Source organism: Shewanella sp. S23-S33 (genome assembly GCF_043359565.1).
In the GTDB taxonomy this organism is placed as follows: Bacteria; Pseudomonadota; Gammaproteobacteria; order Enterobacterales; family Shewanellaceae; genus Shewanella; species Shewanella oncorhynchi.
This window is the reverse complement of the sequence record NZ_JBHFFD010000014.1, coordinates 271,794-298,584: the sequence shown is the minus strand read 5'-3', so window position 1 is coordinate 298,584 and position 26,791 is coordinate 271,794. Positions and strand designations below refer to the sequence as shown.

Below are 26,791 nucleotides of genomic sequence, written 5' to 3'. Positions count from 1 at the left end.
TGGAACAGCTAACAAACTGGCTATTAGTGATCGTCGGATTTATCGGCCTATTCCTCACCGTAGTGGTGCCGTTGATCGCCTATTTAAACAGCGTGGCGCATAAAACCCGCGCTGAACTCAGCAACCATAAAACCCACGTTGCCGAAACCTATGCCACCAAGCACGACGTTAAAGAGCTTGGCGACCGTATGGAGCGGCAAATGCGTGACGGCTTCGACAACCTAAAAGAACTACTCACTAATCGAAAAGATAAGGACGCAGCATGAAAAAGACCATCGTTTTAACCATCGCCGGAACTGATTTTAAATTTGAAGTTACCGCCAAAGATCATGGCGATTTTGTTGATGCCGTCGCCCGTGGTGGCTCAGTCACCGCCGCATCGTACAACTTTGCCATGCGCGCCATCGAAAGTGGCCAAAAGGAAGACTTTAAAAAGCTATTAGACGGTTCACCAGGTGCAGAACTGCAAATCGCTGGAGAACTTAAAGCCGAGTTCTCACCAGTGCTGGAAATTGCCGTAAAAAAATAGAGGGGCTGATTGAGTCAATCGACTCAAATCAGCTTGAACAAATGTTCATCATGCGCCGCCACTTTTTACCGTTAGAGGCCGACGATGAACAGAGTTTAGCAAGGGCATGTTGGCTAATGAAACGCCAGCGCGAAGACCTAGAGGCCATTGTCACCAACGCCATTTGTAAGGCGTTTGGTGGCAAATAAGGGAAGTGGATAGCATGAGTTTACCCGCACCGCTAATGTTCACCGTTGGACTGATAGACCAAATCACTGGGCCGATTGCCAAAATCAGCCAAGGATTAAGCGGTCTAGCGTCCAACTATCAAGCCGGAACCATGCAAATGGCCTCTGGCATTGGTGGCATCGCGGCCAGCGGTTATGCCCTGCAAAATGCCCTTATGCCAGCCATTGAAATGGGACGGGCATTAGGCGGTGTTAAATCACTGGGGGTAGAACAAGACGCACTAAAGCAACTCGCTAACACGTCATACGACTATGCGCTGCAATATGGCAAATCAGCGACAGAGTTTGTCAATTCTGCCTATCAAATACAGTCAGCCATTGCAGGGCTAAATGGTAATGATTTATCCACTTTTACCAAGGCTGGTAACGTTCTAGCCGCTGCGACTAAAGCTGATGCAGAAACCATTACAAATTACATGGGCACCATGTACGGCATCTTTCAAAATGATGCTAAAAAAATGGGTGATGGTGCATGGGTTGAACGCTTAACAGGCATGACAGCCACCGCAGTTAAAGTATTCAAAACCGACGGTAAAAAAATGGCCGACGCTTTTGGTGCCTTAGGAGCATCGGCAGATAAAAGCCCGCTTGAAGAACAAATGGCGATTTTAGGCACTCTGCAAGCAACTATGGAGGGCGGAGAATCTGCCACTAAATACAAAGCCTTTTTAGCTGGAACTGGTAAGGCGCAAGACGCGCTCAACCTTAAATTTACCGACTCACACGGCGCTATGCTGCCGATTGTCGACATCCTCAACAAGATTAAAGGCAAATACGGCGATGTGATCAGCGTGGCTGAAGGTGACGAACTCGCCAAAGCGTTCGGCTCGCAAGAGGCCGTGTCCATGGTCAAGTTATTGTTAAACAACATTAACGGCATAAGCGGCTCAATCAACATGCTGGGCAAAGTCAACGGCATGGAACAAGCAGAGAAAATGGCCGCCGCCATGACTGACCAAAGTGAGCGACTTGCGCAAAGTTGGTGGGTGGTCCGCGCTGCCATCGGTAGCGCCATCTTACCCGCGTTTAATAGCTTTGTTGGCAAGATTGCCGACATGGGCACATCGGTGATCTGGTTCACCGATATGTTCCCCAACATTACCCGCTGGCTCGGTTATGTGGCCGTGGGCTTTACCTTAGCCGTGGCCGCTGGCGGTTTATTCACTGTGATGATGGGCGCAGGCAAAATGGCAATGACGGCATGGGGCCTTGGCGTGATGATGTGGACAGGGGCAAGCGCACTGTTTACCAGCGGCCTTGCCACCATGCGCGGCGTATTGTTGGCGCTCAATATCGCCATGTACGCCAACCCTATCGGCCTGATTGTCGCGGGTATTGCCGCCGCCGTGATTGCTGTCGGCGCGCTGATTTACTACTGGGACGACCTCAAAGCCACCATGGGCGAATGGGGCTGGGTGCAATCCATTGTCGGCATCTTCGACACCGTTTGGGGCGGGGTTAAATCCGTCTTTAACGACACCATCAATTGGATTATCGACAAACTCAATTTGATACCAGGTGTCGACATTAGCAGCAACATTACCGCAGGCAGTATGCCCAGCGTTGACGCAATTTCACCAGTGCAAGCCAACCTTACTCGCGGCGGCGTTAGCCAGCAAATCGCCAACGCCAACAACAGCAAATCAACCACCGTCGGCAACATCAATATTTACCCGCAAAAGGTCGACACCAACTTTGCAAACTATGTCGAGATGCACTCATGAGCCTCTATATCGATTTGCACATAGAACACGGCGACGTGGTGTTAGATGTGGGCTTAAACCCCAGCTATTTAACCGACCGCGCCGCCATCGCGCAGGACATAGTGCACGCCATTTTAGACACAGGCTTAGCGCACTTACTCATTAGCGACCGTGGCACAGGCGTTACCGCCGACACCCAAATCAAACTCAAATTGTTAGTCGAGGACGATGTACGCATCATGCCGGGCACGGTTCGCATAGAAGAAACCGCCAGCGGCCAATGGTGGGTATTTGCCGACACCATCGAATTCGGGCTCATCTCATCAAGCATCATCGGAGGGGATCTTTAATGGCCGATAAAATCGACGTGCCAACCATAGATTTTGCCAAAATCGTCGAAGCCGCAGGCATCCCGACCACGGAAGAGGGCTGGAAAGCGCTGTTTAAGCAAGATGTCGAAGCCGAAGGCAGCATTATTGCAAACGACTCGCCTTACTCGCCGTTCTGGCGCTTGATCACCGCCATTATTGCCAAGCCAGCAACGTGGATAGTTAACAAAGTGCTGATAGGGGTGATCTTGCCCAACCTGTTTTTACTCACTGCTAACGATGATGGCTTTATCGAGGCCAAAGCATGGGAGCACGACTTAACCCGCAAAACCGACAGCAAAGCCAAAGGCAAAGTACGCTTTAACCGCGCCGCATCCAGTGGCCCAAGTTTATTAATCCCCGCAAACACCTATGTGCAAACCGACGCGATTAACGGCACGGTTTACCGTGTGCTAACGGTTGAAGATGTGATCTTGCCGCAAAACAGCTTAAGCGTATTAGTGCCAGTGATCGCCGAAAACGCGGGCGCGGCCTATAACCTTGGCGCCGGCTATTTGCACATTTTACCCACGGCAGTTACAGGCATCGGCAGCGTCACCAACGAAGCTGAATGGCTAGACGAACTCGGCAGCGACCGCGAAACTAACGACGACTTAAAGCTGCGCACTCGCAACGCCTTTACCGCCGCCGCGCCGTGGCATATCGATGCAGTGTATCGCGCAATACTGACCGAACGCGCAGGACTGGACACCGATAACGTCTATTTTGAGCACGACGCACCGCGAGGTCCGGGCACCGCTAACGCCTATATTTTGTTAGATACGGGCGAACCATCAGCCGCCATGCTGACAGACCTGAATCAGTACGTGATGGATAAAGGCTACCACGGCCACGGTGATGATCTGCTCGTGCTCGCCATGCCCGGTATTGATGTCACAGTCGGCGTCACGGTTTACCCCTACAGCTACTTATTAGAAGCCGAAGTCGCCACGCTATTAGCTGACATCGACAACTTTATCCGCTGCGCATTTCGCGAGAATACCGACTACCCCGCCACCCGCACCGAGCCGTTTATTCGCTTTAGCTTTAGTAAGTTAGGCCAAGAGTTACACAGACAATTTGCGGGTATCGAGTCGCTTAACTGGCACCAAATCGACATTACCAGCGCCAACAACGTACCGCGCTTAAGCACGCTCACCATTGAAAATGGTAACGAGCTATGAGTATCAACATCGACTGGTCCACTCTGACCAAAATGCCTTACTGGCTGGCACGACCTGCCAGTGAGCTAGACAAACTGCGTAAAGGCGCGGTGCGTTTTTGGCAGCGCTTTGTCGACATGCTCGAATTCCCCGCCAAGCAGCTCGACCCCATGACCGCAGAGCTTGAATTTGTGCACCTCTTGGCATGGGAGCGCGATATCGAGCAAATCCCCAACGAGACAGAACACCTATACAGAACGCGCGTTAAGTACGCGCTTAAATTTGCCCAAGGCGCGGGTAGCAAATCGGGCTGGTATTACATGTTTAAAAAGCTCGGCACACCGTGGATCACCATCGACGAACGGGTAAGCGAAACCGACTGGGACGTCGTCAGCCTGCAATTACTCGACAGCGACCTAGCAGATAGAGCGGGCTTGGTTGACAACATTTGCCGCCAATACGGCCGCACCACGCGACGCTATCAGTACGACACCATCGCCAGCATGCCGCTGGTAGCGCCGCCAAACGATTTTGCATTAGACAGCTTAACAGGCATGGCGCGCTTAAGTAGCGACATGCAACCAAGCATAGGCCTAGGCCTTATGGATAACGAATCCCACTTTGTTGTGGCAAAAAAATCACAGCTCATTAGTTAAAGAGATAAGGAACGAACATGGCTTCAGTAATTACACTTGCAGGTGAACAACTCTTTGCGGCGAAAGCACAGGCTAATGAACCGCTAGATATTGACACTTTTATTTTTGCTAATGTGCCAAACCAAGATCCCACTGCGCCCATTAATCGCGAAGAGGGCATCCCCACAGCGCACATTGTGTATCAGCAAAACGTGCAGCAAGTTGGTCGTATCAGCGACAACGTGGTGGTGTACTCCACCGTGTTAGAAAGCATTACTGGCCCGTTCGAATTTAACTGGGTAGGGCTGTATTCATCCGTTAACCAAAAATTAGTCGCCATTAACCATGTGCCAACAGTCACCAAAACAGCCACCGCATCAGGTGAGGCAGGTAATACCTTAAACCGTAACTTTGGTATTGAGTACAGTGGCATTGCAGAGTTAACGGGAATTATAGTTGACCAAAGCACATGGCAAATTGACTATACGGCCCGCTTAAGCGGCATGGATTTGCTCACCCAACAGTTGGCCGCCGATATGAACGGCAAAGACTGGTTTATTGACGACGGCCTAAAAGTAGTACCGCGCGCGACCGCCAACACCTTTAGCGTAACGCCAGGTGTGGGCTATGTGTCAGGCCTACGGGTAGAACTCAAGCAAGAACATATTTTAATCGTCCAAAGCTATCCGAAGTTTGTTTACGTCGACGCATGGTTTAGCGGCAACGCTAACAGCACATGGTCGCCACAACTCGCCTTTACTGTTACCAATGGTGAAATGGACGATTACATCGACCCAAGCGGAACACAGCACTATGTGTATAAGCTGGCGGTGATTAATGCGGCTGATGATGTGGGGGATTTGCGAAATACAGATGGATTGGCGCAGCAGGTAGATAATTTAAAAAAAGAAATATTTGCTTATGAAGGCAGTTTGGCAGCGCCAGCGGGTTATGGTCTTATTGGCGCGTGTCTGTCTGAAGTTAATTTAAAGGAGATAATCCCAGAAAGAAACGGTCAACGCATACTATTACAAAGTGTTAATGCTGGAATATTAGCGGGTGGTGGCGCATTTGTATTTGATGAAGAATCAACTGAAGATGAATATGGTGGCGTAATTATAAAACCTCCGATGATATCGACAGGTCGTTGGAAACGAGAGTCTACAGAAAACCTCACGATGTATCACTTTAAAGCTTACGGAGACGGTCAGCATGACGACACACAGGCTATGCGTGATTGGATGAACTGGCAACGCCACACCAATAAAACAAAAGCAGATATGGGGTCAGGCAATTTTTTAGTAACAGCGCAAATGCCTTCGATGACTAGAATGTCAATTATAGGGGAAGGATATAACACAAACATAATTGTTGGACTTAATGATGAAGACTCATTATTTAAAGTTCCTGAAGGTATATTCTCTCATTCGTGGATCATGGAAAAGTTGAGATTCACGCCTGCCAGTGGTGGTTCAGAGCGTGCGAAACTTTTTGATATTGCAGGTTCATTACGTGGTGGAACACTCCGTGATATTAGTAGTTGGGAATTTACCAGGCCATACCAAATCAAAGGATCGATATGGGGTAACTTTGTAATGGATGGTGTCAACGCTTATCGCGTAAGAGAATCTGCAACAATCGTTGAGGGTGATAATCCGATTGATTTGGTTGGTAATACATTAATGCTTCAAAATATTGAGATAATTGGCGCCTTCGATAAGTTGATACAGCTATCTGGAAGGGTATTTAAAATTGATGGCGTAAACCCGTCAGGCAGCACAAGCCCGCACCAAGCCAATCGTGGGATTTTCTTAGATGGAGCAATTGCTGGTTACGTGCGCTCAGCATGGGTTGAACAAGTAGAAGCAAGCAATCCGGGAAATGGAGAGGCACAAGCTATCTACCTTAAAAATTGCTCTAGTGTCACGATAGAGAACAATAACATTTCAACAGGCTCAATCTATGTAGATGGCGGATCAAAAAATACAGTGCGAAATATTGAGTATCTGCAAAATAATGGCGGTTTAAAACTACTTAATGGAGCCAAAGTAAATGTGGATAAATCTGGATTAGGAAATCGTAACATGCCGTTAAGTAACGCAGACAAACGCTATGCAGAGCCTGTTATAGCAGATGGTAACAACTCAGGAAAAGGCTTACTGCCTTTACCTATTGATCCTCAGGCGATGTCAGCCAATATTTTTAGGTCAAACAGTAGTTTTGTGACATTTATCATTAACAATATAGATTTTGATAGCGGCACTAAGTCGATGACTGTTGCCGTGACCTCTGCAGATCACGGGGTAAGAGTGACTGCAACTGTCGTACCAAACAAAATATATACTGTTTGTGCACGAGTAAAAGTAGTTAGCAGTGGCTCACTTTATCTAGCTCAGGGTGCTAACACTACGGCGGTTGCCGCAAACGTGGTGTACTCTGATAGATCTGAAGGTGCAACTAATGGTACATGGCTGACTCTGCACCTGTCGATGCAGTCTGCTAATGGAGTATTAGAAGCGTTTGTGAAAACCAATAGTCCGGGAGAGTTTATTATAGATGCTATTGATATTTATACAGGAGCAAGCACTTTTAACCCTGCACAATTGGGATAGTATAACTGATTAAACAACAACATAGTGTGAGGTTATAGATGATAGCTCTTAACGCAACCTCAGTCAGCCTTAAGTCATTGCGGATCACCGCCAGCCAAGAGCTGGCGACTGAGGACGCCAGCGGCCAAAGTTCGAGCACCGATGCCGCCGAAACGGGCATAAAAGCTAAGATGTTGGCCGTATCGGGCTTTATTAAATTTGACGATGAAGCACTATTAACCGACATATTTAAAATGGCCGAAGCCACGGAAAGTGGAGCACGTACCACTTACCGCATTAGCAATAAAACCGCCTCGGCACTGGGCATTAAACAAGTGAAATTCGCTAGCAAAATTGAAGCGGTGGAGCAAGAAACCACCCGCCAATGGAACGTGAGTTTTACCTTAGCCGAAGTGCGCAGCGTGCCGCAGAAAAAAGAGGAACGCGCACCGCAAGTGGCAGCGGCGCAGCAGGGCAGCACAGGCCAAGGCACAGTATTAGCCGATGAAACCGCACCGCCAGCGACAGAAGTTGAACTCACTGGCCTAATGGGCTTCCTCAAAAAAGTCGATAACGGGTTAGCATAATGGCCGAGCCTAACGCGAAATTTATCACCCGAGCTTATATTGGTAGCCAGAAAGTCGCTGTAAGCGATCACTGGCTAGTGTTACAAGCATCATCACCAGGTACTTGTCAGTTAACCGTCGACAAACCAGCAGAACGCTTTACCCCTGTCGCTTTCGAAATGGGATGGGGTGACATGATTGAACGGGTATTTTACGGTTATATCGAGCGCATAATGCCAGCGGCTAACGGCTTGTATACCGTGTTTTGTCGTGAGTTATCGTCGGCATTAGCGAACAACTTAAGCGTGACATTACGCCATCCAACCTTGCGCAACGTATGCGACGAAATCAAAGCCCAAGTGGGCCTTGAATTTGTATTACCAGATAAGCCTTACGCAGATACCGCCATCCCTTGTTTTTATGGTGATACCTCAGGTTATGCCATGCTCGATAACCTTGGCCGCACTTACAAGGTGCCCGATTTTATCTGGCAACAGCAGGGCAATGGCAAAATCTATCTAGGCAGTTATCAAGATTCGTTTTGGGCGGGTAAAGACATCACCATCCCACAAAGCCTAATGACCGACCAGCAGGCGGGTAAAACCTCCACCATTCCAGCCGTGCCAAAACTGCGCCCTAACGTCACCGCCAACGGCGCACGTATTGCCAAGGTCGAGTTTAAAGGCACTAACATGACGATAAGCTGGTAAACATGGAACAAATCATAAAAAAAATCGTGTTGCGATTATTCCCAGAACTCAGTGCGCAATTGCACTTACCGCGCTGGGCTAAAGTCGTTGCCTTGCCAGAGTTGCCAGCCGAAGACGGCGAACGCGGCAGCGATGCGTTTTACCCACGCTATGCAGTTGACGTGCAGCTACTCGACGAACACGGCACCGCCACCAAATCGAAAGTATTGCAAGCCGTACCCTTGCCACTCAATGGCGCAGGCGATAAAGCAGGCCGAATCGAACCACCCGCTATTGGTTCCATCGTCGAAATAGCCTTTGCCTATGGCAGACCAGATAAACCCTTCATCCGCTGCATCTTACCGTTCGGATGGGATCTTCCAGCCATTAAAGCGGGAGAGTCACGCACCCAAACCCGCGAGGGCGTTTATCAGCACATAGATGAGGCGGGTAACTTCTTTAGCGTGACCGATAAAGACAGCACCATTGAATGCCTTAATCAGCGCATCAAAGTGTTAGAAGACCAGCTCACCGAAGTGTTGGGCAAAATGACCATGAATATCACTGATGATCTGCGCATCACCGCGAAGAACATTACCGAAGATGCCGACACCATCAAACTAAACGGCGGTGCAGCAGTCGTCACCTGTGCCCATATTTGCCACTTTACGGGCGCACCACACGGCGACGGATCATCCACAGTTAGCGCAGGCAAATAAGGGGAAGGCCAATGGCATTAAGCAGCGGATCATTAGAAGCAAAAATAATCAGCGAACTACAAGGACAGGACTTTATCACCGAAGGCCAGCACGCATTCGTGGGCAAGATGGCCGCCGCCATTGCTAAAGCCGTTATTGATGAAATCACCGCTAACGCTGATGTGGTCGTCGAAACAGGCAGCAGCGCAGGAACATACAAAGTAAGTTAACGCATAAGCTACACACATAAGTAAAAGCTTAACGCATAAGCTCCACGCATAAGCCCAGCCAAAGCGCTGGGCTTTTTGTTAGCTGCAGCAAAGCCACCCGCATCTATATCGAGTACAGACACCGCCGACTATGTTGGCCACGTCATCACATCATCGCTACACAAACACCAGCCCCGACCATTTTAGCCACGAAAACCAGCGCGACAGAGAAACCACGACACGAAATCCGCACTCTTCCTCACCCTCCTGCGCGCTTTGTATGTTAATTTTTTTTCAGTTTTAGTTTATTGCAGTTCATAGGCGCAGCCAGCGCCATTCCTAGGGGTTTTAAAGGATCAAAGATCTGAAATGATCGCGGTTTATTTCACTGTTTTACAGTTAGATACAGCGCGTTTGGTGGCGAGTAAAAATATCTAAGTATTGATTTAATTGGCTTTTACGTGGATTACGTGGGGTTTTTATGAATGATGAAAAAATATTGAAAAAGATCTAAGCAAGAATAATCAACAACTTAAGACGATCAAAAACTGAAATGATTTTTGATAATTTAAGAGGGTGAATTTATCAGAGGGATAAGGAGATAAAACAGTAAGCCTAGGTTTTCGCTGCCGCCATTTTGTCGCCACTGAAAAGAAAAAGGGCTTAGCGTTTCCGCTAAGCCCTTGTTTTATTTGGTGGAGGCGGCGGGACTTGAACCCGCGTCCAGAACACCTACATCCAAGGCACTACATGCTTAGTCTCTCTTTTAATTAACCCGAATAAACTCCGAAAGACAGGATTTCATCGGGCGAGTCCGGTACTATTTCGCGGTTCACCCCCGGACGGAGTTCCCTCGCTATCAAATGTAAGATGACCATCTGTATACACCGCCCATTTGAGAGACCTGTGTCAGATGGCTAGCTAGCCTAAGCTGCTAGAGCGTAGTTATCGTCGTTTGCAACTATAACTGTGCGGCTTTTTACGAGGCCAACCGCCCCTCGGCATGCTCCCAGGGTTTCGTGAATCCTGTCGAATCCAGAATCGCCCCCAAGAATTTGATTGTAACCCGTAGCACTATGATCACCTAGCATCATTTGCTTCAAGTTCAATCGTTTGTTCATTATCCGTGCGTTTTTTCTTTTTTCATCACGCGGGCTTTTTCAACTTCCCATTCACGCGCTTTAGTATCTTCGCGCTTATCGTGATCTTTCTTACCTTTACCTAGACCAATTTCCACTTTCACCCATGCACCTTTACGCCAGTACATTGAGATAGGAATAATAGAGTAGCCTTGGCGCTCAACTAAGCCCGCTAGTTTATCTAGCTCTTTACGGCTGAGTAGCAGCTTTTTCAAACGCAGGGGATCGCAGACAACGTGTGTCGATGCCGTATTCAAGGGAATAATGGTGCAGCCATGCATAAAGGCTTCGCCATTTTTCAGGAATACGTAACAGTCGGACAAGTTGACCTTACCCATACGGATAGATTTCACTTCCCATCCCATTAGGGATAGTCCGGCTTCCATTTTCTCTTCGAAACGGTATTCGAAGGTTGCGCGCTTATTACGTGCGATAGTCGCAGGCGCGGCTTTGCTTGAATTTTTCTTTACCATAGTGGCGCCATTATACGCACGGTGAATCAATTTGGTATTGATATAAGGGTTTATTTAGTTAATTTCAAGCCTCTATCGTGTTATTGCTGGTTTTTTGAACGTGATTAGGGGGTTGAGTATCAGCCTAAGTGCACAAGGGGTGCGTTTTTTACGTATCGTGATAAAATCCGTGCAAATTTTGATTGCTGGCCTAAGTTGTTTATTGCACGTGCGTTATTTTCGTGCGTTTGAGTTTGCTTAGGTCGCTGTGAATACGTTAGTGAAGAGTACTAAGTCCTATGCCGCAAATTTCTCGAAGTGTGTTAGTCCGTTTTAGTGCGATGCAAATGTATGACTTAGTGAATGATGTCGAGTCGTATAAGGAATTTTTACCCGGTTGTGTGGGTGGCAAAGTCTTAGAATTTGATGGCAAGACTATGTTGGCATCTGTTGATGTGAGTAAAGCGGGGATCCGTAAGACATTTACGACTCGCAACCAAGTGGTTCCTGGTAAGAGTATTGATTTAACATTGGAAAATGGGCCCTTTAAGCATTTATTGGGGCAGTGGCGTTTTACTGAGCTGACTGAAGAGGCCTGCAAGGTAGAATTCGAGCTGAGTTTTGAGTTTTCAAGTTCGTTAGCCGATATGGCCTTTGGTAAAGTGTTTAATGATCTTATGGTATCAATGGTGACGGCATTTACGAGTCGCGCTAAGGTGATTTACAGTGACAAATGAGACAGATAAGTTTGTAGTTGATGTGGTTTATGCCTTGCCTACACAGCAAAAAGTGATTTCGGTAAATGTGAATCCCGGCACGTCAGCGATTGAGGTTGTGCGTTTAAGTAACATTGTAAGCTTTTTTCCTGAGATCGATTTAGACACGGTTAAGCTCGGTGTGTTTAGTAATGTGATTAAGCATGACCAAGTGATTTTACCGGGGCAAAGGGTTGAGATTTATCGTCCTTTGATTGCTGATCCTAAGGATGTGCGTCGTCGCCGAGCAGATAAAGCTAAAGATGAAGGCCGCGCGAATAAAGTGACGGGCGGACGGGCTTAAATACTGACATCATTGCTCAATAAAAAAGCGCCCTTGGGCGCTTTTTTGTATTTGATTGACTGAGAAGAGCATTAGCAAAGTTTAGGATATTACTTAATTGGTTTTTGAACTTGCGCTTCAGCTTGATTTTCTTTAACTAATGGCTTTTCATCGGCGCGCTGTGCTGGAATTTGTGGTACTAGCTCAGTTTTATTACCTGTTGTTGGTAAGCTGCTTTGCTCTAGCGGCGTACTAAATTCTTTACTCAGTTCATAGTCGCCTTTTACTGAGGTAAGTTTATCGCCCGTAAAGTGCAGTATGAGTTCTTTATGCGTAATGCTGGCATCACGCCCACTCTTGTAGTGATACACATAGTACCAAGTATCGTCAGCAAAACTATCTCGTAATACCGGACGGCCGAGAATGTATTCGGCTTGTTCCTTGGTCATGTCAATGCGCAACTTTTCAACTTGTTGCGGTTCCATGTAGTTGCCCTGTGGAATGTCGGGCTTATAAATCAACCAATCGAACACGCTACAGGCACTGAGCGAAACAGAGAGCGCCACAGCGCCCAGTAGGGTAAGACTTTGCTTTTTATTGATCATTGTATGCGCTACTTCTGAAAATCTGGCGGCCATAATACCCAAGCATTCCCCCTCATGACAAGGGCAATCGGGCTTTGCTACCGTCATAGATCGAATTGTGTGACTTTTCGACCCAGTATGTTGGCTTTAGTTCTCAATCTTTAAGGATATTTATTCGCTAAAGTCATATGGGGCTATGAGTATGATTTTCGGCTTCAGAGCCGTACAGGTTTACTGTTGGCTGGATTGGGAAAAGAGTAAATGTGAGCGATTTCTTCTTTAAAGCCAAGCAATTAGTTAGTAAGTCGATAGACAGTATGTGTGGCGATAAACATAGTAATCTCGTTAAAATCAGATTAAAGTTACCGATATGTTTTTATTGTGTTCTTGTACTGTGGCTTTTTGCCGTGAGTTTGCAGTGTTAGAAATAAAATAGTGGGATAGATGCATTGGGTTCTTTAGTTTGCGTAGGTACGGGTTTACAACTGGCCGGACAGATCAGTGTGATGAGTCGTAGTTATATTGAGCACGCTGATGTCGTGTTTTCACTCTTGCCCGATGGTTTTTCGCAGCGTTGGATCCAGAACATTAATCCCAATGTCATTAATTTACAGCCGTTTTATGCACAAAATGGTGAAGTTAAAAATCGCCGAGAAACCTATGAACAAATGGTTAATTCTATATTGGAGGCGGTGAGGGCTGGCAAAAAAACCGTTTGTGCACTCTATGGTCATCCTGGAGTCTTTGCCTGTGTTTCCCATATGGCGATTACGCGGGCGAGGGCAGAAGGGTTTTCAGCGAAGATGGAGCCGGGGATTTCTGCCGAGGCGTGTTTATGGGCTGATCTGGGTATTGACCCCGGTAGCTCTGGGCATCAAAGCTTTGAAGCTAGCCAGTTTATGTTTTTTAATCATGTGCCCGATCCGACAACCCATTTATTGTTATGGCAAATTGCGATTGCTGGTGAACATACCTTAACTCAGTTCCATACTACGAGTGACAGGCTGCAGATTTTGGTTGAACAACTGAATCAATGGTATCCGCGAGATCATCAAGTGGTGATCTACGAAGCTGCTAATCTGCCAGTTCAAGCCCCTAGAATTGAGTATTTGCCGTTGAGTAAGCTGCCCGAGGCAAACTTGTCTCCGATCAGTACTTTACTGATCCCGCCAGCAAAAAAACTCGAATACAACTATGCTATTTTAACTAAATTAGGCATTAGACCTGAAGATTTAGGCTAATTGTGAGTGCTGTACTTCTGAGCTGAATTCGGGAGTCATCATATAAATAAGGAAAGGTATGTCTGCATTATCGGATTTTTTTACCCAGTTAGGTCAAGATGCACAACTGATGGAAGCGTATAAACAGGACCCGGAGGCCGTAATGCGCGCCCATGGGTTAACTGATGAAGAAATTAGCGCTGTAATGACAGGGGATATGACAAAACTAAAAGTTTTGAGTGGCGACCAAAATTATCAAACATTTATTTTAGTCAATCATGGTAATAATTAACTAATCTTGAAACGGTTACGTTGTGCCCTATTAGCCATCTTCGCCTTGTGTTCGACAGATTTGATGGCTAACTCTCTCGATTTTGATCAGGCACTCAATGAGCTTGATGTATTACTGCAATCTGATCTTAGTGCTGCGCAGAAAAAGCTTGCCGAATATGAGAAAGAATTCAGTCGTTTAACTACAATACAACAAGGACGACTGAGGATAGATAGAGCGATAGGTTATTTTTTCATCGGTGAATATACTAAAGCGTTAGATGATCTACACCAAGCAGAAACCTTAGTGACAAATACTGATTTATTAGCGTCAGTTTATAGTTACAAAGCCACGGTATATATAGGGATACGTGACTATGACAAAGCCTTGGCTGCAGTCGCTCAAGCATTAGTCCTAGTGGTGAATATTGATGATGTCACGATTAAACGGCACTCATATTTAAGAATTGCCAATATTTATTCCGAAATGGATGCTTATAGCGATATGGGCCTTTATGCCAATAAAGTGCTACAACTCGCAAAGGAAACCGATGTTCGCGATATTTGTCATGCCAAATTGTTGCGCGCTATTTATTTACTCGGCGTGAAAAATCCCGACGCCTTCGATGCCTTCGAAGATAGCCGTCAATACTGTGATGCGAAGCAATTCCCCCTTCTGGCGACTATGTCGATGAAAGGCAAAGCTATGGTTTTGCAGGAGCGGGGCGACTTTTTAGGCGCGAGAGCGATTCTGCTATTAGCCTTAAAAGGGTATGAAGCTTTTCAATTTCAGTTAGAAATTAGCCATGTACATGCACTACTTGCAGAGAATTACTTTGCCATGGGTGAGCAGGTTCAAGCGAAAAGTCACGCCGTTAAAGTGCTTTCATTTCCCGATGATAATAGCTACATAGAACATAAGCATATTGCATATAAGGTATTTGCCGAACTGATGGCGGCGGATAAACAATTTGAGCAAGCCTATGAATACACAAGAAAAGAACAATATTATAATCAATTGATTTTTGACCAATCTAGAATGAAAACTCTCGCTTATCAGGCGGCTAAGTTTAATGCCGATGAACAGGCGCGTGAAATCAACTTACTCAATAAAGAGCGTGAACTTTACATCGCTCAGCAAATGGTAAAAGAGCGGGAATACACCAATATGCTGATGTTTATCACTATTCTAGTGGGTGGGCTGTTCTTCCTTGGGATTTTGTTAGCCGTAGGTCAGATGCAGAAACGTAAGTTTATGCGTATGGCGAGAATGGATGCCTTAACAGGCATATTGAATCGTGGTGCAGGGCAAGAGTTGGGAGAAAACCTTTTTGTGCAAGCCACGGCTCGTAGCGGGGATTTCTGTGTCATTTTATTCGATTTAGATTTCTTCAAACGCATCAACGATTCTTTTGGTCATGGAACTGGCGATTGGGCGCTTAAAAAGGTGGTTGACTCCCTTAAATCCCATATCCGAAATGGTGATGTTTTTGCTCGTATCGGCGGTGAGGAGTTTGCAATTTTATTACCTTATGCCGATGAAGAGAAAGGCATGGAAGTGGCGGAGCAATGTCGAGCTCGTATCGAGGCCATTGATACCCAACATTCAGGGCATAAGTTCGTCATAACGGCAAGTTTTGGTGTGAGCGGTTTAATGGCTGATGATCTGAGTTTAGATCCATTATTCCACCGAGCCGACATGGCGCTCTATGCCGCTAAGGCCAATGGCCGTAACACCGTAGTACGCTATTCTGACATATTAAAATGTGACAAGCAGGCAACTGATTTACGGCGTCATATCGCATCGCCCTCTGTGTAATGTAAGTCGAGTGAGCATTTAGTCTCATCCAGAGTTGGCAAGCCCTTACTGGTTTTATCCTTCCTTAGTTTATTGCTCGTTTTTTATTTTGCAGTCACTCACAAAATGCGATAACAGTTTAAGGTGTCTCTAAGTGCTCTTTTACTCTGCTTTGTTGCTCCAGTTGATTTCCTCTACGCTTAAGTGTTTTTCGTATCAAAATTTCTCATTTTTAATGAATTGCCTTGACCTTGTTAATAAATAAATGGGATATCATAGCTGATAATTGCCTAGCTATTGCTGGGTCCTTACATAGAACAATGCGCATTCCTTTTTCCGTTGGAGCCTTCATGGAACAGTCGAGTTTACTCACGTCGGTGCTGCTATTTTTATTGGCGGCGGTTATTTTTGTTCCCTTGGGTAAACGGTTTGGCGCGGGTCCTATTCTTTCCTATTTGGCCGCAGGGATTATTTTAGGCCCAGGTGGTATGGCGTTGGTTTCTGATCCTGCAGCCGTGTTGCATTTTGCCGAGTTAGGTGTGGTACTTATGCTGTTTGTACTTGGACTCGAATTGAATCCAAGTAAATTATGGGAACTTCGCAGTGCTATCTTTGGTTTAGGCAGTGGTCAGCTGTTGTTGTCATGGGCTGCGATTGGAGGTTTGGCTTGGGGCTTTGGCTTGTCTATTGAGGCGGCTTTAGTGGTTGGCGCCGCGCTATCTTTATCATCGACAGCCTTTGCCGTGCAGTTAATGAGTGAGCATAGGTTGCTTACAACCCCACTTGGACGTGATGCTTTTGGGGTCTTGTTAATGCAAGATCTTGCGGTTATACCTATGTTGCTGCTGACAGCATATTTGGCGCCCAATTCTGCTCAGATTGAACATCATGCGGTGCCTTGGTACTGGACGTGTCTTGCGCTCGTTGGTTTTGTGTTAGTGGGGAAATATTTACTGCCTAAATTCCTTAAACTAGTGGCAAGCAGTGGGGTGCGTGAAGTGCTCACCGCTTTTGCATTATTGCTGGTTATGGGTAGCGCTGAGTTAATGGAGTGGTTGGGACTTTCTGCGGGCATGGGGGCATTTTTGGCGGGTATTATGCTCGCTAACTCAAGTTATCGGCACCAGCTCGAAACTGACATAGAACCTTTTAAAGGCTTATTGCTTGGGCTGTTTTTCATGGCTGTCGGTATGAGTATGGATTTGAAATTATTGATATCTGATCCGTTACTTATTCTGGGTATTTTAATGGCTATGTTGCTGATTAAAACCTTTGTGCTTATGGTGTTGGGTCGTATTCGGCACCACAAATGGCGGCCTAGTATTGCACTAGGTTTGATCCTTGCTGAAGGGGGCGAATTTGCCTTTGTGCTGTTATCTCAGGCGCAGCTATCTGGTATTGTCGGCGATAAAATTGCGCAAGTCCTTGTGCTTGCTATTGGTTTGTCTATGGCAGTAACACCTCTATTGTTTACTTTGTTCCGAGCAACTAAAGCCAAAGTGGTGGATACTCGTCTGCCAGATACGATTAATGTCACCGAATCTGAAGTGGTGATTGCAGGATTTGGTCGAGTAGGCCAGATCACGGGGCGTATTTTGGCCTCATCAGGTATCCCTTTTGTCGCCTTGGATAAGGATGCGAGTCATGTGGATGTTATTCGTAAATACGGTGGTGAAGTGTATTTTGGTGATGCCAGACGCTTAGACATGTTGATGTCGGCGGGGATTGCTCGGTCTAGACTACTATTGCTTGCCGTGGACAGTGTTGAGGATTCCATTGAAATTGCTCTGCAAGTGAAAACGCATTTTCCCCATATCAACATTGTCGCGCGGGCGAGGGACCGTAACCATGCTTATCGTTTGATGAGCCTTGGGGTGACGGATGTGTTTCGTGAGACCTTTGGTTCGGCGCTATCGGCCAGTGAGAAGATTCTCCAAGGTTTAGGTTTATCGCAGGTACAAGCCAACGAGCGGGTAAAAATTTTTGCTGAACATGATAAGAAACTGGTGATTGCGAGTGCGGCTCATCAAAATGATTTAGCGACGTTAATCAATCTATCGAATAAGGGTAAGGCAGAGTTGGAATCCCTCATGCGTGGCGATAGGGAGAATGTGAGCTAATGTTGTCACTCTGATTTGGATATAAAAAGAGAGCATAAATGCTCTCTTTTTTATTGGTTTACAACATCAAATTTAACGCTGATGTTTAAGTGTTAAAAGCTATAGCTGTATTGCAGTTTGACGTTGCGTTCTTCACCCGGCATACCACCGAGGAACATGGCTTTACTGTAATAGTCTTTATTGAAAAGGTTATTGATGTTTAACTGGATTTTCCAAGAATCCGTGTTGTAGCTCACCGCCGAGTCAACGACGGTATAGCTAGGCACGTAACCGTTTGGAATACCAAATGAGCTTGAGTGCGTACTGCGATCATCGACAAATTTTGCACCAAGGCTCAGCTCGATTGGGCTTGATAATCTAAACCAATCCGCGCCATAGGTAACCCAAGCACTGGCAGTGACATAAGGCACACCTTTTTGACGGCTGTCGTAATTTGCGACGTCATTCGGGTTTTGCTTATCCCTTGCATCTTGGTACATGCCATTAAGGTTAACGCGCCATTGATCATTCAGGTGGGCATTGAGATCGAGTTCGACCCCCTGAGTATCTTCGCTGCCATCGTAAAAATACACGGGAATATTAGGGGTTAATATGCCATTGGTATAATCAGGGTTGTTATAGGCGACATTAGTACGCGAGCTTTTAAAGAATACCAGTGAGCCAAGTAATTGATCCTCAAATGCTTTAAAGCGCATGCCTAAATCATTACTAATCGATTCTGAATCATCTCGGTCGGTAGCATTATCTTTTACTGCATCAAGTACACTGTAAGCGGTGCGCCCTTTAGAATGGTTGATGAAAAATGATAAATCCTCAATCGGCATGTAGGTTAACCCTAGGTTATAGGTCATACCGTTATCTGTGGTATCGGCTTCTGGTGTCGCTTGGGATTGGCTAGTGCTATAGCGTGGATCAACACCAAAGTGCTCATAGGCTTGTTTAATCTCATTAAAGGCAACACCAATACGTGTGGTAAAGCCGTATGGCAGATAACTGACATGTTGTAAGCCTACGCCCCAAGCGCTGACTTTTTTGTCATAGTTAGCGGTTTTGAGTGGGTCATAGTCCTCGAATTTACCTGTGCCCCAATTAGGATTGCGGATGTCGTATATATAAGGCAGAGATCCTTGGTAAATGATTTTGCCATCTTTGTTTTTAAAGATTTGATCCGCATCGTAGATAGAATATTGCTGGAAGCGAATATTACGGTCTTCATAGTTGGCATTGACCAATAATTCATTGTCTATATTGCCAATTTGGAAGTCATAACGTAAATCGGCAAAGTACTGCCACGAAGTCTCGTCGGCATCCACTTTACGGTATTCCTGACGTCTTGCAGCAAAAGGATAAAGTACGCCGTTTTCAACTAAAGGCGCGCGGGGATCAGCGTTGATCGGGTTTTTGCCTTGTTTCCAGTAGACGTAGTTATAAGCACCTGTTTGGCGGGCGAAGCCTGAAGTGTAGTCGCGATACTGTAATTGCTGATTAAGAAACAGACTATCGTTGAAGTAAATATTGTGGGTTAGTTTAAATCTTAACTCTTCGCCTTCATTGTCCTTCGCCATGGGTGAAATCAGCCCTGCATCACCAAACGAATAGGGCCTTAAGCCATCAGCGCCCGACAACGAGGCCGCTAACTGCTGACGCTGTGCATCGGTCAGTTGTAGACCCTTACCACTTGGATCGTTGATTAAATCCTGCCAAGTGACCTCTCCCGCGCTCTTACCGCCGACTGAATCGGCATTGTAAATTCGAATCGGGTGGCCAATAGAGTCAACGGCAATAGCATCTTTGATGTAAGCACCTGAAAGCATTAAATCTTGGCTATCACTTAATACCCATTTCAAGGCGCCATAGATTTCGTCTCTGTCTGTACCTATATCGCGATAGCCATCACTGCGGCCGGATTTTGCCACTAAACGGTAGGCGACATCATCGCTCAGACCGCCCGTGCTATCCAGAGCAAGAGAGTAGGTATCCCATTGTCCAACTTCAGCGGTAAATTTGTTTTTTGACTCGAATTGCGGTTTTTTCTCAATTAAATTGATGACGCCGCCAGCACTCCCCATGCCATAGAGTCCAGTCGCTGGGCCTTTTAATACTTCTACGGATTCAACGTTGGTTAAAGAGCGCGTGGGGTTGAAAGTGTTACCAAGGCCAGCACCGCCATACATACCGTCATAGGTGTAATTTGCGCCTAAACCACGGATGACTATGTTGTCACCAATGCCATAGTTATTACCCGCTTGAGTCACACCACTGATGTTACGGATCAAGTCTTGCAGATTATCTGTACCTTGGGTTTCGATCAGTTCTTGGTCAACAATTACAACTGCAGCTGGTGTTTCCATGAGAGACATGTCGGATTTAGTCGCTAGCCCTGAATTTTTCACCACTGAGTTTTGTCTGCCATAAACCGTGATGCGCTCAACGTTGGCTTCAGTATTTGCTGATACCGAGTTAGCTTCGGCGTATGCAGTTTGCGATAAAACGGAAAGGCAGGCGAGTGCAGTTAGTGACAAACGAAATGGTTTCATTAATGGTTCCCCCAAATAAATAGGTCGCGAATAGTAATGATTTGCATTTAAGTTGGCGACAAATGTTTCAGATGTCGTGGTTGAAATGTGCAGTGCTGCGAATAAGTGTTACGAAAAGGCATGTATTTGAGGAAGTAAGGTATGGGTTCTCGCAGGAGAAAAGCTTCATAAAAAGTCGCGTCTAAGCTCCATCCCGCTGTAATGTCAAATTTGTTTCATTTTTTTATAAAAAAGTGATTTATTTTTTGAGTTAACCATCACATCCCACCTTGTTGATCGGGAAACGCAACCTGGTACTTAGTTTGAATCGCACACGACACTTATTTCGTTTACGTAAACGTCAAAATGAAACGGTCGTTTTAATTTGTGGCAATAGCAACAGTCTTTATCATTATGATTTATATGAATTTATCTGACTTACCTCTAGGTTAGTTCAAAACATTGAGCATTTTCTACTTAGGTCTAATAGAGTAAAAATGGTGTAATAATTAATTTACTATTAGTTATTTAATTACGTAATTAATTACTTTGCGTATTGATTGGTAAAGTTGTCTGACAAGTTTCATTTAACTGCAATTGTCATATGTGATTAAAATGTTTAATTGCATATTTATCAGTTGCTTGTTGTTTATTTTTTTGTTTGGTCAGACCAATGTTAGCATGGTTTCTACTTAGGTTAATGCATGTTTTTGTCAATCTTGGACTGTTGCAAATACAAACGTTTGTCGGTAAGTTTTAGTTCGAAACAAACATTTGATGGTTTTTTGGTGAGTTTATAAGCAGCGGTGATTGGGGATGCTACTGCTTTATATGTCAGCGCTAAGCCTGTGATAGTGGAGCCTCTTGGGAGGGCATCAAGATGACGGAACACACTTTGAGTGAACAGCAATTGAATTCGACACTGGGTAAAGCTACAGCAAACGCCACGCTTAATATTGTGGGTCGTGACATTCCAGGCCAAGAAGTCATATTTACCGAAGGGGCTGTCGCCTTACTCGAATCCCTTTGTCGTGAATTTGCCGACGAAGTACCCGCCTTACTCGCTAAACGTAAAGATAAGCAAGCGCGTATCGATAAAGGATCATTACCAGACTTTCTGCCTGAAACCCGCGCTATTCGTGATGGTGCATGGCAGATTCGTGGTATTCCCGATGACTTACTCGATCGCCGCGTAGAAATCACAGGTCCCGTTGAACGTAAGATGGTGATTAACGCACTCAACGCCAATGCCAAAGTGTTTATGGCCGATTTTGAAGATTCTTTAGCACCAAGCTGGGAAAAAGTCGTCGAAGGTCAAATCAATCTACGTGATGCCGTGCGTGGTGATATTGAGTACACAGCACCGGACACAGGTAAGCACTACAAATTAGGACCAAATCCTGCAGTGCTTATTTGCCGCGTTCGTGGTCTGCACCTTAAAGAAAAACACGTGCAGTTTAACGGCAAAGCGATTCCAGGCTCACTGTTTGATTTCGCACTGTATTTCTACCACAACTATCGCCAACTTTTGGCCAAGGGCAGTGGTCCATACTTCTATATTCCTAAGTTAGAAAGTCATGTTGAAGCGCGCTGGTGGGCAAAAGTATTTGCTTTTGTTGAGGAAAGGTTTTGTCTGCAAGCGGGCACGATTAAATGTACTTGCTTGATTGAGACTTTGCCTGCCGTGTTCGAAATGGACGAAATTCTCTATGAGCTGCGTTCCAATATCGTCGCACTGAACTGTGGTCGTTGGGATTACATCTTCAGCTATATCAAAACATTAAAACGTCATAGCGACCGAGTCTTACCGGATCGCCAAGCCGTCACTATGGATACGCCTTTCTTAAGCGCTTATTCAAGACTCTTGATTAAGACCTGCCACAAACGCGGGGCATTAGCGATGGGCGGCATGGCAGCCTTTATTCCTGCTAAAGATCCTGCTCAGAACGAAGCCGTATTGCAGCGAGTTCGTCGAGATAAAGAGCTTGAGGCGCGTAACGGCCACGATGGCACTTGGGTAGCGCACCCTGGCCTTGCCGACACCGCTATGGGTATTTTCAACGAATACATAGGCCAAGATCACTGTAATCAATTGCATATTACCCGTGATGTAGACGCGCCAATCCTGGCTAGCGAGTTACTTAAAACCTGCGACGGTGAGCGCACTGAACAAGGGATGCGTCTGAACATTCGTATCGCCCTGCAGTATTTAGAGGCGTGGATCAGCGGCAATGGTTGTGTGCCCATTTACGGCTTAATGGAAGATGCGGCTACGGCAGAGATCTCTAGAGCATCAATTTGGCAATGGATCCAACATGGTAAGTCGCTGTCAAACGGCAAGCTAGTGACCAAACAACTCTTTAAAGACATGTTGGTTGAAGAGCTGTCGAACGTGAAAAAAGAAGTGGGTAGCGACAGATTCACCCATGGCAAATTCACCCAAGCGGCGGTATTGCTTGAAGACATTACCACCTCCGACGAGCTGGTCGATTTCTTAACCTTACCCGGTTACGAAATGCTGACAGCTTAGAATGAACTCATTTGCTTGAACCGTTTTAGGTAAACCAGATTTAGCTGTGGCGGGGCTACCGTCAACCAAACAATTTAGCAGAGTGAAACTGGGGGGCAGTTTCATGATAGCTACAACATCAAAGATAAAGGAGCGACAATATGACTAAGGCAACGACTCAGACTTCACGTCAAGAACAGATTGATGCAATCAAGCGAGATTGGGCTGAAAACCCACGTTGGAAACACGTGCGTCGTCCTTATACCGCAGAAGAAGTGGTTGCACTTCGTGGTTCAATCGTGCCTGAGAATACTATCGCTAAGCGCGGTGCTGCTAAGCTATGGGAATTGGTTAACGGTGGCGCTAAAAAAGGCTATGTGAATTCATTGGGTGCGTTAACGGGTGGTCAAGCGGTACAACAGGCGAAAGCGGGTATTGAAGCGATTTACCTTTCAGGTTGGCAAGTGGCAGCCGATGCTAACTTAGCCGGCACTATGTACCCAGATCAATCTTTATACCCAGCTAACTCAGTGCCAGCTGTGGTGTCACGCATCAATAACTCATTCCGTCGCGCCGACCAAATTCAGTGGGGCAATGGCGTTAATCCAGAAGATGAAAAATTTGTTGATTACTTTCTGCCAATTATTGCTGACGCAGAAGCGGGCTTTGGCGGCGTATTAAATGCCTTCGAACTGATGAAGTCGATGATCGATGCAGGCGCTGCCGGTGTTCACTTTGAAGATCAGTTAGCTTCAGTGAAGAAATGTGGTCACATGGGCGGCAAAGTATTAGTGCCAACCCAAGAAGCGGTACAAAAGTTGGTTGCTGCACGTTTAGCGGCGGATGTGAGCGGTGTCGATACACTGGTTATTGCCCGTACCGATGCTAACGCGGCCGATTTGTTAACTTCAGATTGCGACCCATACGATCGTGATTTCGTGACTGGCGAGCGCACCAATGAAGGTTTCTACCGTGTGAAAGCAGGTCTTGACCAAGCGATTTCTCGCGGTCTAGCTTACGCCCCTTATGCGGATTTGATTTGGTGTGAAACCGCTAAACCGGATCTTGAAGAAGCGCGTGTTTTTGCTGAAGCGATTCATGCTCAGTACCCAGATCAACTGCTTGCTTATAACTGTTCGCCTTCGTTCAACTGGAAGAAAAATCTGGACGACGCCACTATCGCGCGCTTCCAACAAGCATTGTCAGACATGGGCTACAAGTACCAGTTCATCACTTTAGCCGGCATCCACAACATGTGGTACAACATGTTCGACCTCGCTTACGACTATGCGCGCGGCGAAGGTATGAAGCATTATGTCGAGAAAGTTCAAGAAGTTGAGTTTGCTGCAGCGAAGAAAGGTTACACCTTCGTCGCGCATCAACAGGAAGTGGGCACAGGTTATTTCGACCAAGTGACTACGGTTATTCAAGGTGGCCATTCATCAGTGACCGCACTGACAGGTTCTACCGAAGAAGAGCAGTTTTAAGCAGTAAGCAGCGCTTAGGATGGTCCATTGTGATTGTGGATCACTCCTCAGCACGCCTTATGCTGATGTATCTGGTGAGGCGTGGTTAAAAACTCGAAATAGAGGGCAAGAGCGGACTGTGATGAGTTACCGAGCTTGCAGCTTAAATCTCGAGTTGAGTATGAAAGAGTGTTACCTGTAAACCTGTGTTTAGCTGCTTTGCAGCTGTTGTCCCCGTGCAGTTCGCCTACATGTGCTGCGCGGGTTTTTAAGTCAAACCTTGTGACTTAACTTCCTACCCTGTAAGTTTTTGCTTGCCTTAGCTTGGCGACTCTATGAGTCGCTATTTTTTTGCTTATTGGTTCACTATTGCGCTGATTAATATGGTGCAACTCTGATACGACTTGGTGCAATAATCGGATTATTTTACAGTAACTTATTGCTATCTCATTGTTATTTAATAGCTATCAAATGTGGCCTGAATAATGCTCTGAATATTACGGGAAGTTACAGTGCATTAAAGCTGATTATTGGCATTCACATTGAGGTCACCGCCATGAAATATTACAGTCGCCGTTTAGTTAAACCTGAACATTTAAATCCAGCAAATACCCTGTTTGGCGGTCAGTTGCTCAGTTGGATAGATGAGGAGGCCGCCATTTTTGCTGCCTGTCAGATGAAGAGCACGAGCCATGTGACTAAGCTGATTTCTGAAATCAACTTTATGACGCCAGCGCATCAAGGGGATGTGATTGAGTTTGGTCTGGAGCTAGTGAGTCTCGGCCACAGTTCTATTACCGTGAGCTGTCAAGTACGCAATAAAATGACGCAGGCGCCAGTGGTGAGTATAGATAAGATGGTGTTTGTGCATGTGAATGCCCAAGGATTGCCTGTGCCCCATGGTATTCGGGCGAATGCGGCTTAAGGGGGCGTGGCGCTTAAAATGCGTGATGCTTAAATGTATAAGATGCTTAAAATGTGCAGTGACGCCTAGGCGTCACTGTCATTAGTCTTTGGTTAAATCTTCTTTTACCGATTTGACCGCATCCCGTGAAGCATGACCTATGGCTTTTGTCGTGTCTCGAGTCGCGTGGCCTATCTCAGTGGTGACTTCTTTAGTCGTTGTGCCGATGGCACGGCCTGCGTCCTTTAAATCCGCACAGGCGGATGTAGCGAGTAATAAAGGAATAATAATGAGCGTCGCTTTATTCATTGTGATGCTAATCCTCAATTTAAGTTCGTAACTCAATTTACTGGGCCTTGCCATTTTTACTGTGCTAAATGACATTCGGGACAATATAACAGATCTTGAGCTGAATCACGCTATGGCGATATTATCTGCCGAGTCGCTGTTGCAATGTTTCTGGGCGAGTGTCAACCGAGTGAGCGAAACTAAGAGCATTAAATGACGTCGTGGGTTGAGTTATCGAACTCGACAAATAAAAACGCCAGTGGCGTTTTGCGCACTGGCGTCTAAGGTCGCTAAATAATACTGCAAAGATTATTCGAGTTTGGCTAAGCGTTGTTGATAGTCTTCAATCAGGTGCTGCATGATTTCTTCTGGCGCCGCATCGTCACAGCAATCGTCTAAAAAGATTTTAAAGGTGACTAAGGCATGGCCGTCATTTTTGAGTCTGTCACTCTGCATTGAGAAGTAAGCATCTTCATTTTCGGCTTTACGAACCACAAACTTATTAGTTTCGAAGGTTTTTTCCCCAGAAAGCTCGTGCCATTTAGTGATGCGATTTAACGCGATCTCACAGGACTGGTTCATTTCAATATGATTTAGCCAAGTAACGGGATGTTCAGGATCTTTGTAATGTGGACATCTAACTGTGTAGTTATATACATGGGTGATTGCAGTCATAGCGTACCTACCTGTTCGAGGATATTGTTGCCATCATAGGCATCGTTTTTGAATTCGGTCAATCATTAATTAAGTCTATATAGCCTTGATGTTTTTTGACGGAGAAGGATAGTTACTGCATGAAAATTAACCATTTACTTAATCTGTCATGTCTCTATTTAGCATGAGTTTTATGCCAATAACTTTGTGCTAGATCTCAGTTTTGGGTGAAGTTTCGCTTTTGCTGAATTACTGATTAATAAAGCAACAACTTGGTCGTCAGTAAGTCTTATTGATAAAAAGAGTTAACAGCGGAGTAAATAGGTTAATTAAACTTTGATGGGAGCTATACGGGTAACTGGCAGCATGGACAGAGGCCCATTCGTTAGAACGGGCCTCTCAGCTGGCTTCATCTTTTGCAGGGAAAAAGCGAACTGGTGCCATCTTATCGGATC

General features: G+C 45.9%; 26 protein-coding genes and 1 other RNA gene. 21 read left to right on the top strand and 6 right to left on the bottom strand.

Features of this window, described 5'->3' with window-relative positions; translation table 11 throughout:
• The 12 genes from ACHA99_RS04505 to ACHA99_RS04450 all read left to right on the top strand — a co-directional run.
• Positions 1-266: hypothetical protein (locus ACHA99_RS04505; RefSeq protein ID WP_393941288.1), on the top strand; the 266-nt coding region annotated here is incomplete at its 5' end.
• Positions 263-529, top strand: coding sequence for a putative phage tail assembly chaperone (locus ACHA99_RS04500; RefSeq protein ID WP_393941286.1), 267 nt, complete (start codon positions 263-265; stop codon positions 527-529). The genes ACHA99_RS04505 and ACHA99_RS04500, both read left to right, overlap by 4 nt.
• A 41-nt stretch (positions 530-570) precedes the next feature.
• The gene (locus ACHA99_RS04495; protein ID WP_393941284.1) at positions 571-717 is read left to right on the top strand and encodes a DUF6890 family protein; all 147 of its coding nucleotides are present in this window, start codon (positions 571-573) and stop codon (positions 715-717) included.
• 14 nt (positions 718-731) lie between these two features.
• Positions 732-2,480, top strand: coding sequence for a phage tail tape measure protein (locus ACHA99_RS04490; RefSeq protein WP_393941282.1), 1,749 nt, complete (start codon positions 732-734; stop codon positions 2,478-2,480).
• Positions 2,477-2,809, top strand: a complete 333-nt coding sequence (locus tag ACHA99_RS04485) for a DUF2590 family protein (protein WP_393941280.1) — start codon at positions 2,477-2,479, stop codon at positions 2,807-2,809. Before ACHA99_RS04490 ends, ACHA99_RS04485 begins: the two co-directional genes overlap by 4 nt.
• Positions 2,809-4,011 carry a baseplate J/gp47 family protein gene (locus tag ACHA99_RS04480; RefSeq protein ID WP_393941278.1) on the top strand — a complete coding sequence of 401 codons (1,203 nt, stop codon included), beginning with the start codon at positions 2,809-2,811 and terminating at the stop codon, positions 4,009-4,011. Before ACHA99_RS04485 ends, ACHA99_RS04480 begins: the two co-directional genes overlap by 1 nt.
• Positions 4,008-4,646: a hypothetical protein gene (locus ACHA99_RS04475; RefSeq protein ID WP_393941276.1), complete on the top strand. Its 639-nt coding sequence runs from the start codon at positions 4,008-4,010 to the stop codon at positions 4,644-4,646. Before ACHA99_RS04480 ends, ACHA99_RS04475 begins: the two co-directional genes overlap by 4 nt.
• 17 nt (positions 4,647-4,663) lie before the next feature.
• Positions 4,664-7,237: a phage tail protein gene (locus tag ACHA99_RS04470; protein WP_393941274.1), complete on the top strand. Its 2,574-nt coding sequence runs from the start codon at positions 4,664-4,666 to the stop codon at positions 7,235-7,237.
• Between the two features lie 38 nt (positions 7,238-7,275).
• Complete coding sequence (locus ACHA99_RS04465; RefSeq protein WP_393941272.1) at positions 7,276-7,803, top strand: adenine glycosylase; 528 nt, start codon at positions 7,276-7,278, stop codon at positions 7,801-7,803.
• The gene (locus ACHA99_RS04460) at positions 7,803-8,492 is read left to right on the top strand and encodes a hypothetical protein (RefSeq protein ID WP_393941270.1); all 690 of its coding nucleotides are present in this window, start codon (positions 7,803-7,805) and stop codon (positions 8,490-8,492) included. Before ACHA99_RS04465 ends, ACHA99_RS04460 begins: the two co-directional genes overlap by 1 nt.
• A gap of 2 nt (positions 8,493-8,494) precedes the next feature.
• Positions 8,495-9,190: a hypothetical protein gene (locus ACHA99_RS04455; RefSeq protein WP_393941268.1), complete on the top strand. Its 696-nt coding sequence runs from the start codon at positions 8,495-8,497 to the stop codon at positions 9,188-9,190.
• Between the two features lie 11 nt (positions 9,191-9,201).
• Positions 9,202-9,399, top strand: coding sequence for a hypothetical protein (locus ACHA99_RS04450; RefSeq protein ID WP_393941266.1), 198 nt, complete (start codon positions 9,202-9,204; stop codon positions 9,397-9,399).
• Between the two features lie 672 nt (positions 9,400-10,071).
• Here ACHA99_RS04450 and ssrA read toward each other — a convergent pair.
• Positions 10,072-10,427: a transfer-messenger RNA gene (gene ssrA, locus ACHA99_RS04445) on the bottom strand.
• A gap of 71 nt (positions 10,428-10,498) precedes the next feature.
• Positions 10,499-10,990 (bottom strand): SsrA-binding protein SmpB, encoded by a 492-nt coding sequence (gene smpB / locus ACHA99_RS04440; protein WP_006080832.1) that lies wholly within the window; start codon positions 10,988-10,990, stop codon positions 10,499-10,501.
• 278 nt (positions 10,991-11,268) lie between these two features.
• Here smpB and ACHA99_RS04435 point away from each other — a divergent pair, with 278 nt between their 5' ends.
• On the top strand, positions 11,269-11,706 hold the full coding sequence (locus ACHA99_RS04435; RefSeq protein WP_028760728.1) for a type II toxin-antitoxin system RatA family toxin: 438 nt from the start codon (positions 11,269-11,271) through the stop codon (positions 11,704-11,706).
• On the top strand, positions 11,696-12,028 hold the full coding sequence (locus ACHA99_RS04430; RefSeq protein ID WP_263145130.1) for an RnfH family protein: 333 nt from the start codon (positions 11,696-11,698) through the stop codon (positions 12,026-12,028). The genes ACHA99_RS04435 and ACHA99_RS04430 overlap by 11 nt, the downstream gene beginning before the upstream one ends.
• Before the next feature lie 89 nt (positions 12,029-12,117).
• On the opposite strand, the gene ACHA99_RS04425 is transcribed toward ACHA99_RS04430, so the two are convergent.
• Positions 12,118-12,612 carry an outer membrane protein assembly factor BamE gene (locus ACHA99_RS04425; protein ID WP_393941263.1) on the bottom strand — a complete coding sequence of 165 codons (495 nt, stop codon included), beginning with the start codon at positions 12,610-12,612 and terminating at the stop codon, positions 12,118-12,120.
• A gap of 428 nt (positions 12,613-13,040) precedes the next feature.
• On the opposite strand from ACHA99_RS04425, the gene ACHA99_RS04420 reads away from it, so the two are divergent.
• From ACHA99_RS04420 to ACHA99_RS04405, 4 genes are all read left to right on the top strand, one after another.
• Positions 13,041-13,832, top strand: coding sequence for an SAM-dependent methyltransferase (locus tag ACHA99_RS04420; RefSeq protein WP_028760726.1), 792 nt, complete (start codon positions 13,041-13,043; stop codon positions 13,830-13,832).
• Between the two features lie 58 nt (positions 13,833-13,890).
• Positions 13,891-14,103: a hypothetical protein gene (locus ACHA99_RS04415; RefSeq protein ID WP_393941261.1), complete on the top strand. Its 213-nt coding sequence runs from the start codon at positions 13,891-13,893 to the stop codon at positions 14,101-14,103.
• 63 nt (positions 14,104-14,166) lie between these two features.
• Positions 14,167-15,900, top strand: a complete 1,734-nt coding sequence (locus tag ACHA99_RS04410; RefSeq protein ID WP_393941296.1) for a GGDEF domain-containing protein — start codon at positions 14,167-14,169, stop codon at positions 15,898-15,900.
• Positions 15,901-16,229: 329 nt separating this feature from the next.
• A complete protein-coding gene (locus tag ACHA99_RS04405; protein ID WP_173246041.1) occupies positions 16,230-17,999 on the top strand; it encodes a monovalent cation:proton antiporter-2 (CPA2) family protein in 1,770 nt (589 codons plus the stop codon).
• Positions 18,000-18,091: 92 nt separating this feature from the next.
• Here the strand turns inward: ACHA99_RS04405 and ACHA99_RS04400 are convergent, their stop codons facing one another.
• Positions 18,092-20,536: a TonB-dependent receptor gene (locus ACHA99_RS04400; RefSeq protein WP_393941259.1), complete on the bottom strand. Its 2,445-nt coding sequence runs from the start codon at positions 20,534-20,536 to the stop codon at positions 18,092-18,094.
• 859 nt (positions 20,537-21,395) lie between these two features.
• Between ACHA99_RS04400 and aceB the strand changes: the two genes are divergently transcribed.
• From aceB to ACHA99_RS04385, 3 genes are all read left to right on the top strand, one after another.
• Positions 21,396-23,045: a malate synthase A gene (aceB, locus tag ACHA99_RS04395; RefSeq protein ID WP_393941257.1), complete on the top strand. Its 1,650-nt coding sequence runs from the start codon at positions 21,396-21,398 to the stop codon at positions 23,043-23,045.
• Positions 23,046-23,185: 140 nt separating this feature from the next.
• A complete protein-coding gene (aceA, locus tag ACHA99_RS04390; protein ID WP_028760720.1) occupies positions 23,186-24,511 on the top strand; it encodes an isocitrate lyase in 1,326 nt (441 codons plus the stop codon).
• A 535-nt stretch (positions 24,512-25,046) separates the two neighbouring features.
• The gene (locus ACHA99_RS04385) at positions 25,047-25,415 is read left to right on the top strand and encodes an acyl-CoA thioesterase (RefSeq protein WP_006080843.1); all 369 of its coding nucleotides are present in this window, start codon (positions 25,047-25,049) and stop codon (positions 25,413-25,415) included.
• An 81-nt stretch (positions 25,416-25,496) separates the two neighbouring features.
• Here the strand turns inward: ACHA99_RS04385 and ACHA99_RS04380 are convergent, their stop codons facing one another.
• The gene (locus ACHA99_RS04380; protein ID WP_028760719.1) at positions 25,497-25,703 is read right to left on the bottom strand and encodes a hypothetical protein; all 207 of its coding nucleotides are present in this window, start codon (positions 25,701-25,703) and stop codon (positions 25,497-25,499) included.
• A gap of 288 nt (positions 25,704-25,991) precedes the next feature.
• Complete coding sequence (locus tag ACHA99_RS04375) at positions 25,992-26,357, bottom strand: hypothetical protein (protein ID WP_028760718.1); 366 nt, start codon at positions 26,355-26,357, stop codon at positions 25,992-25,994.
• Positions 26,358-26,791: the final 434 nt, after the last annotated feature.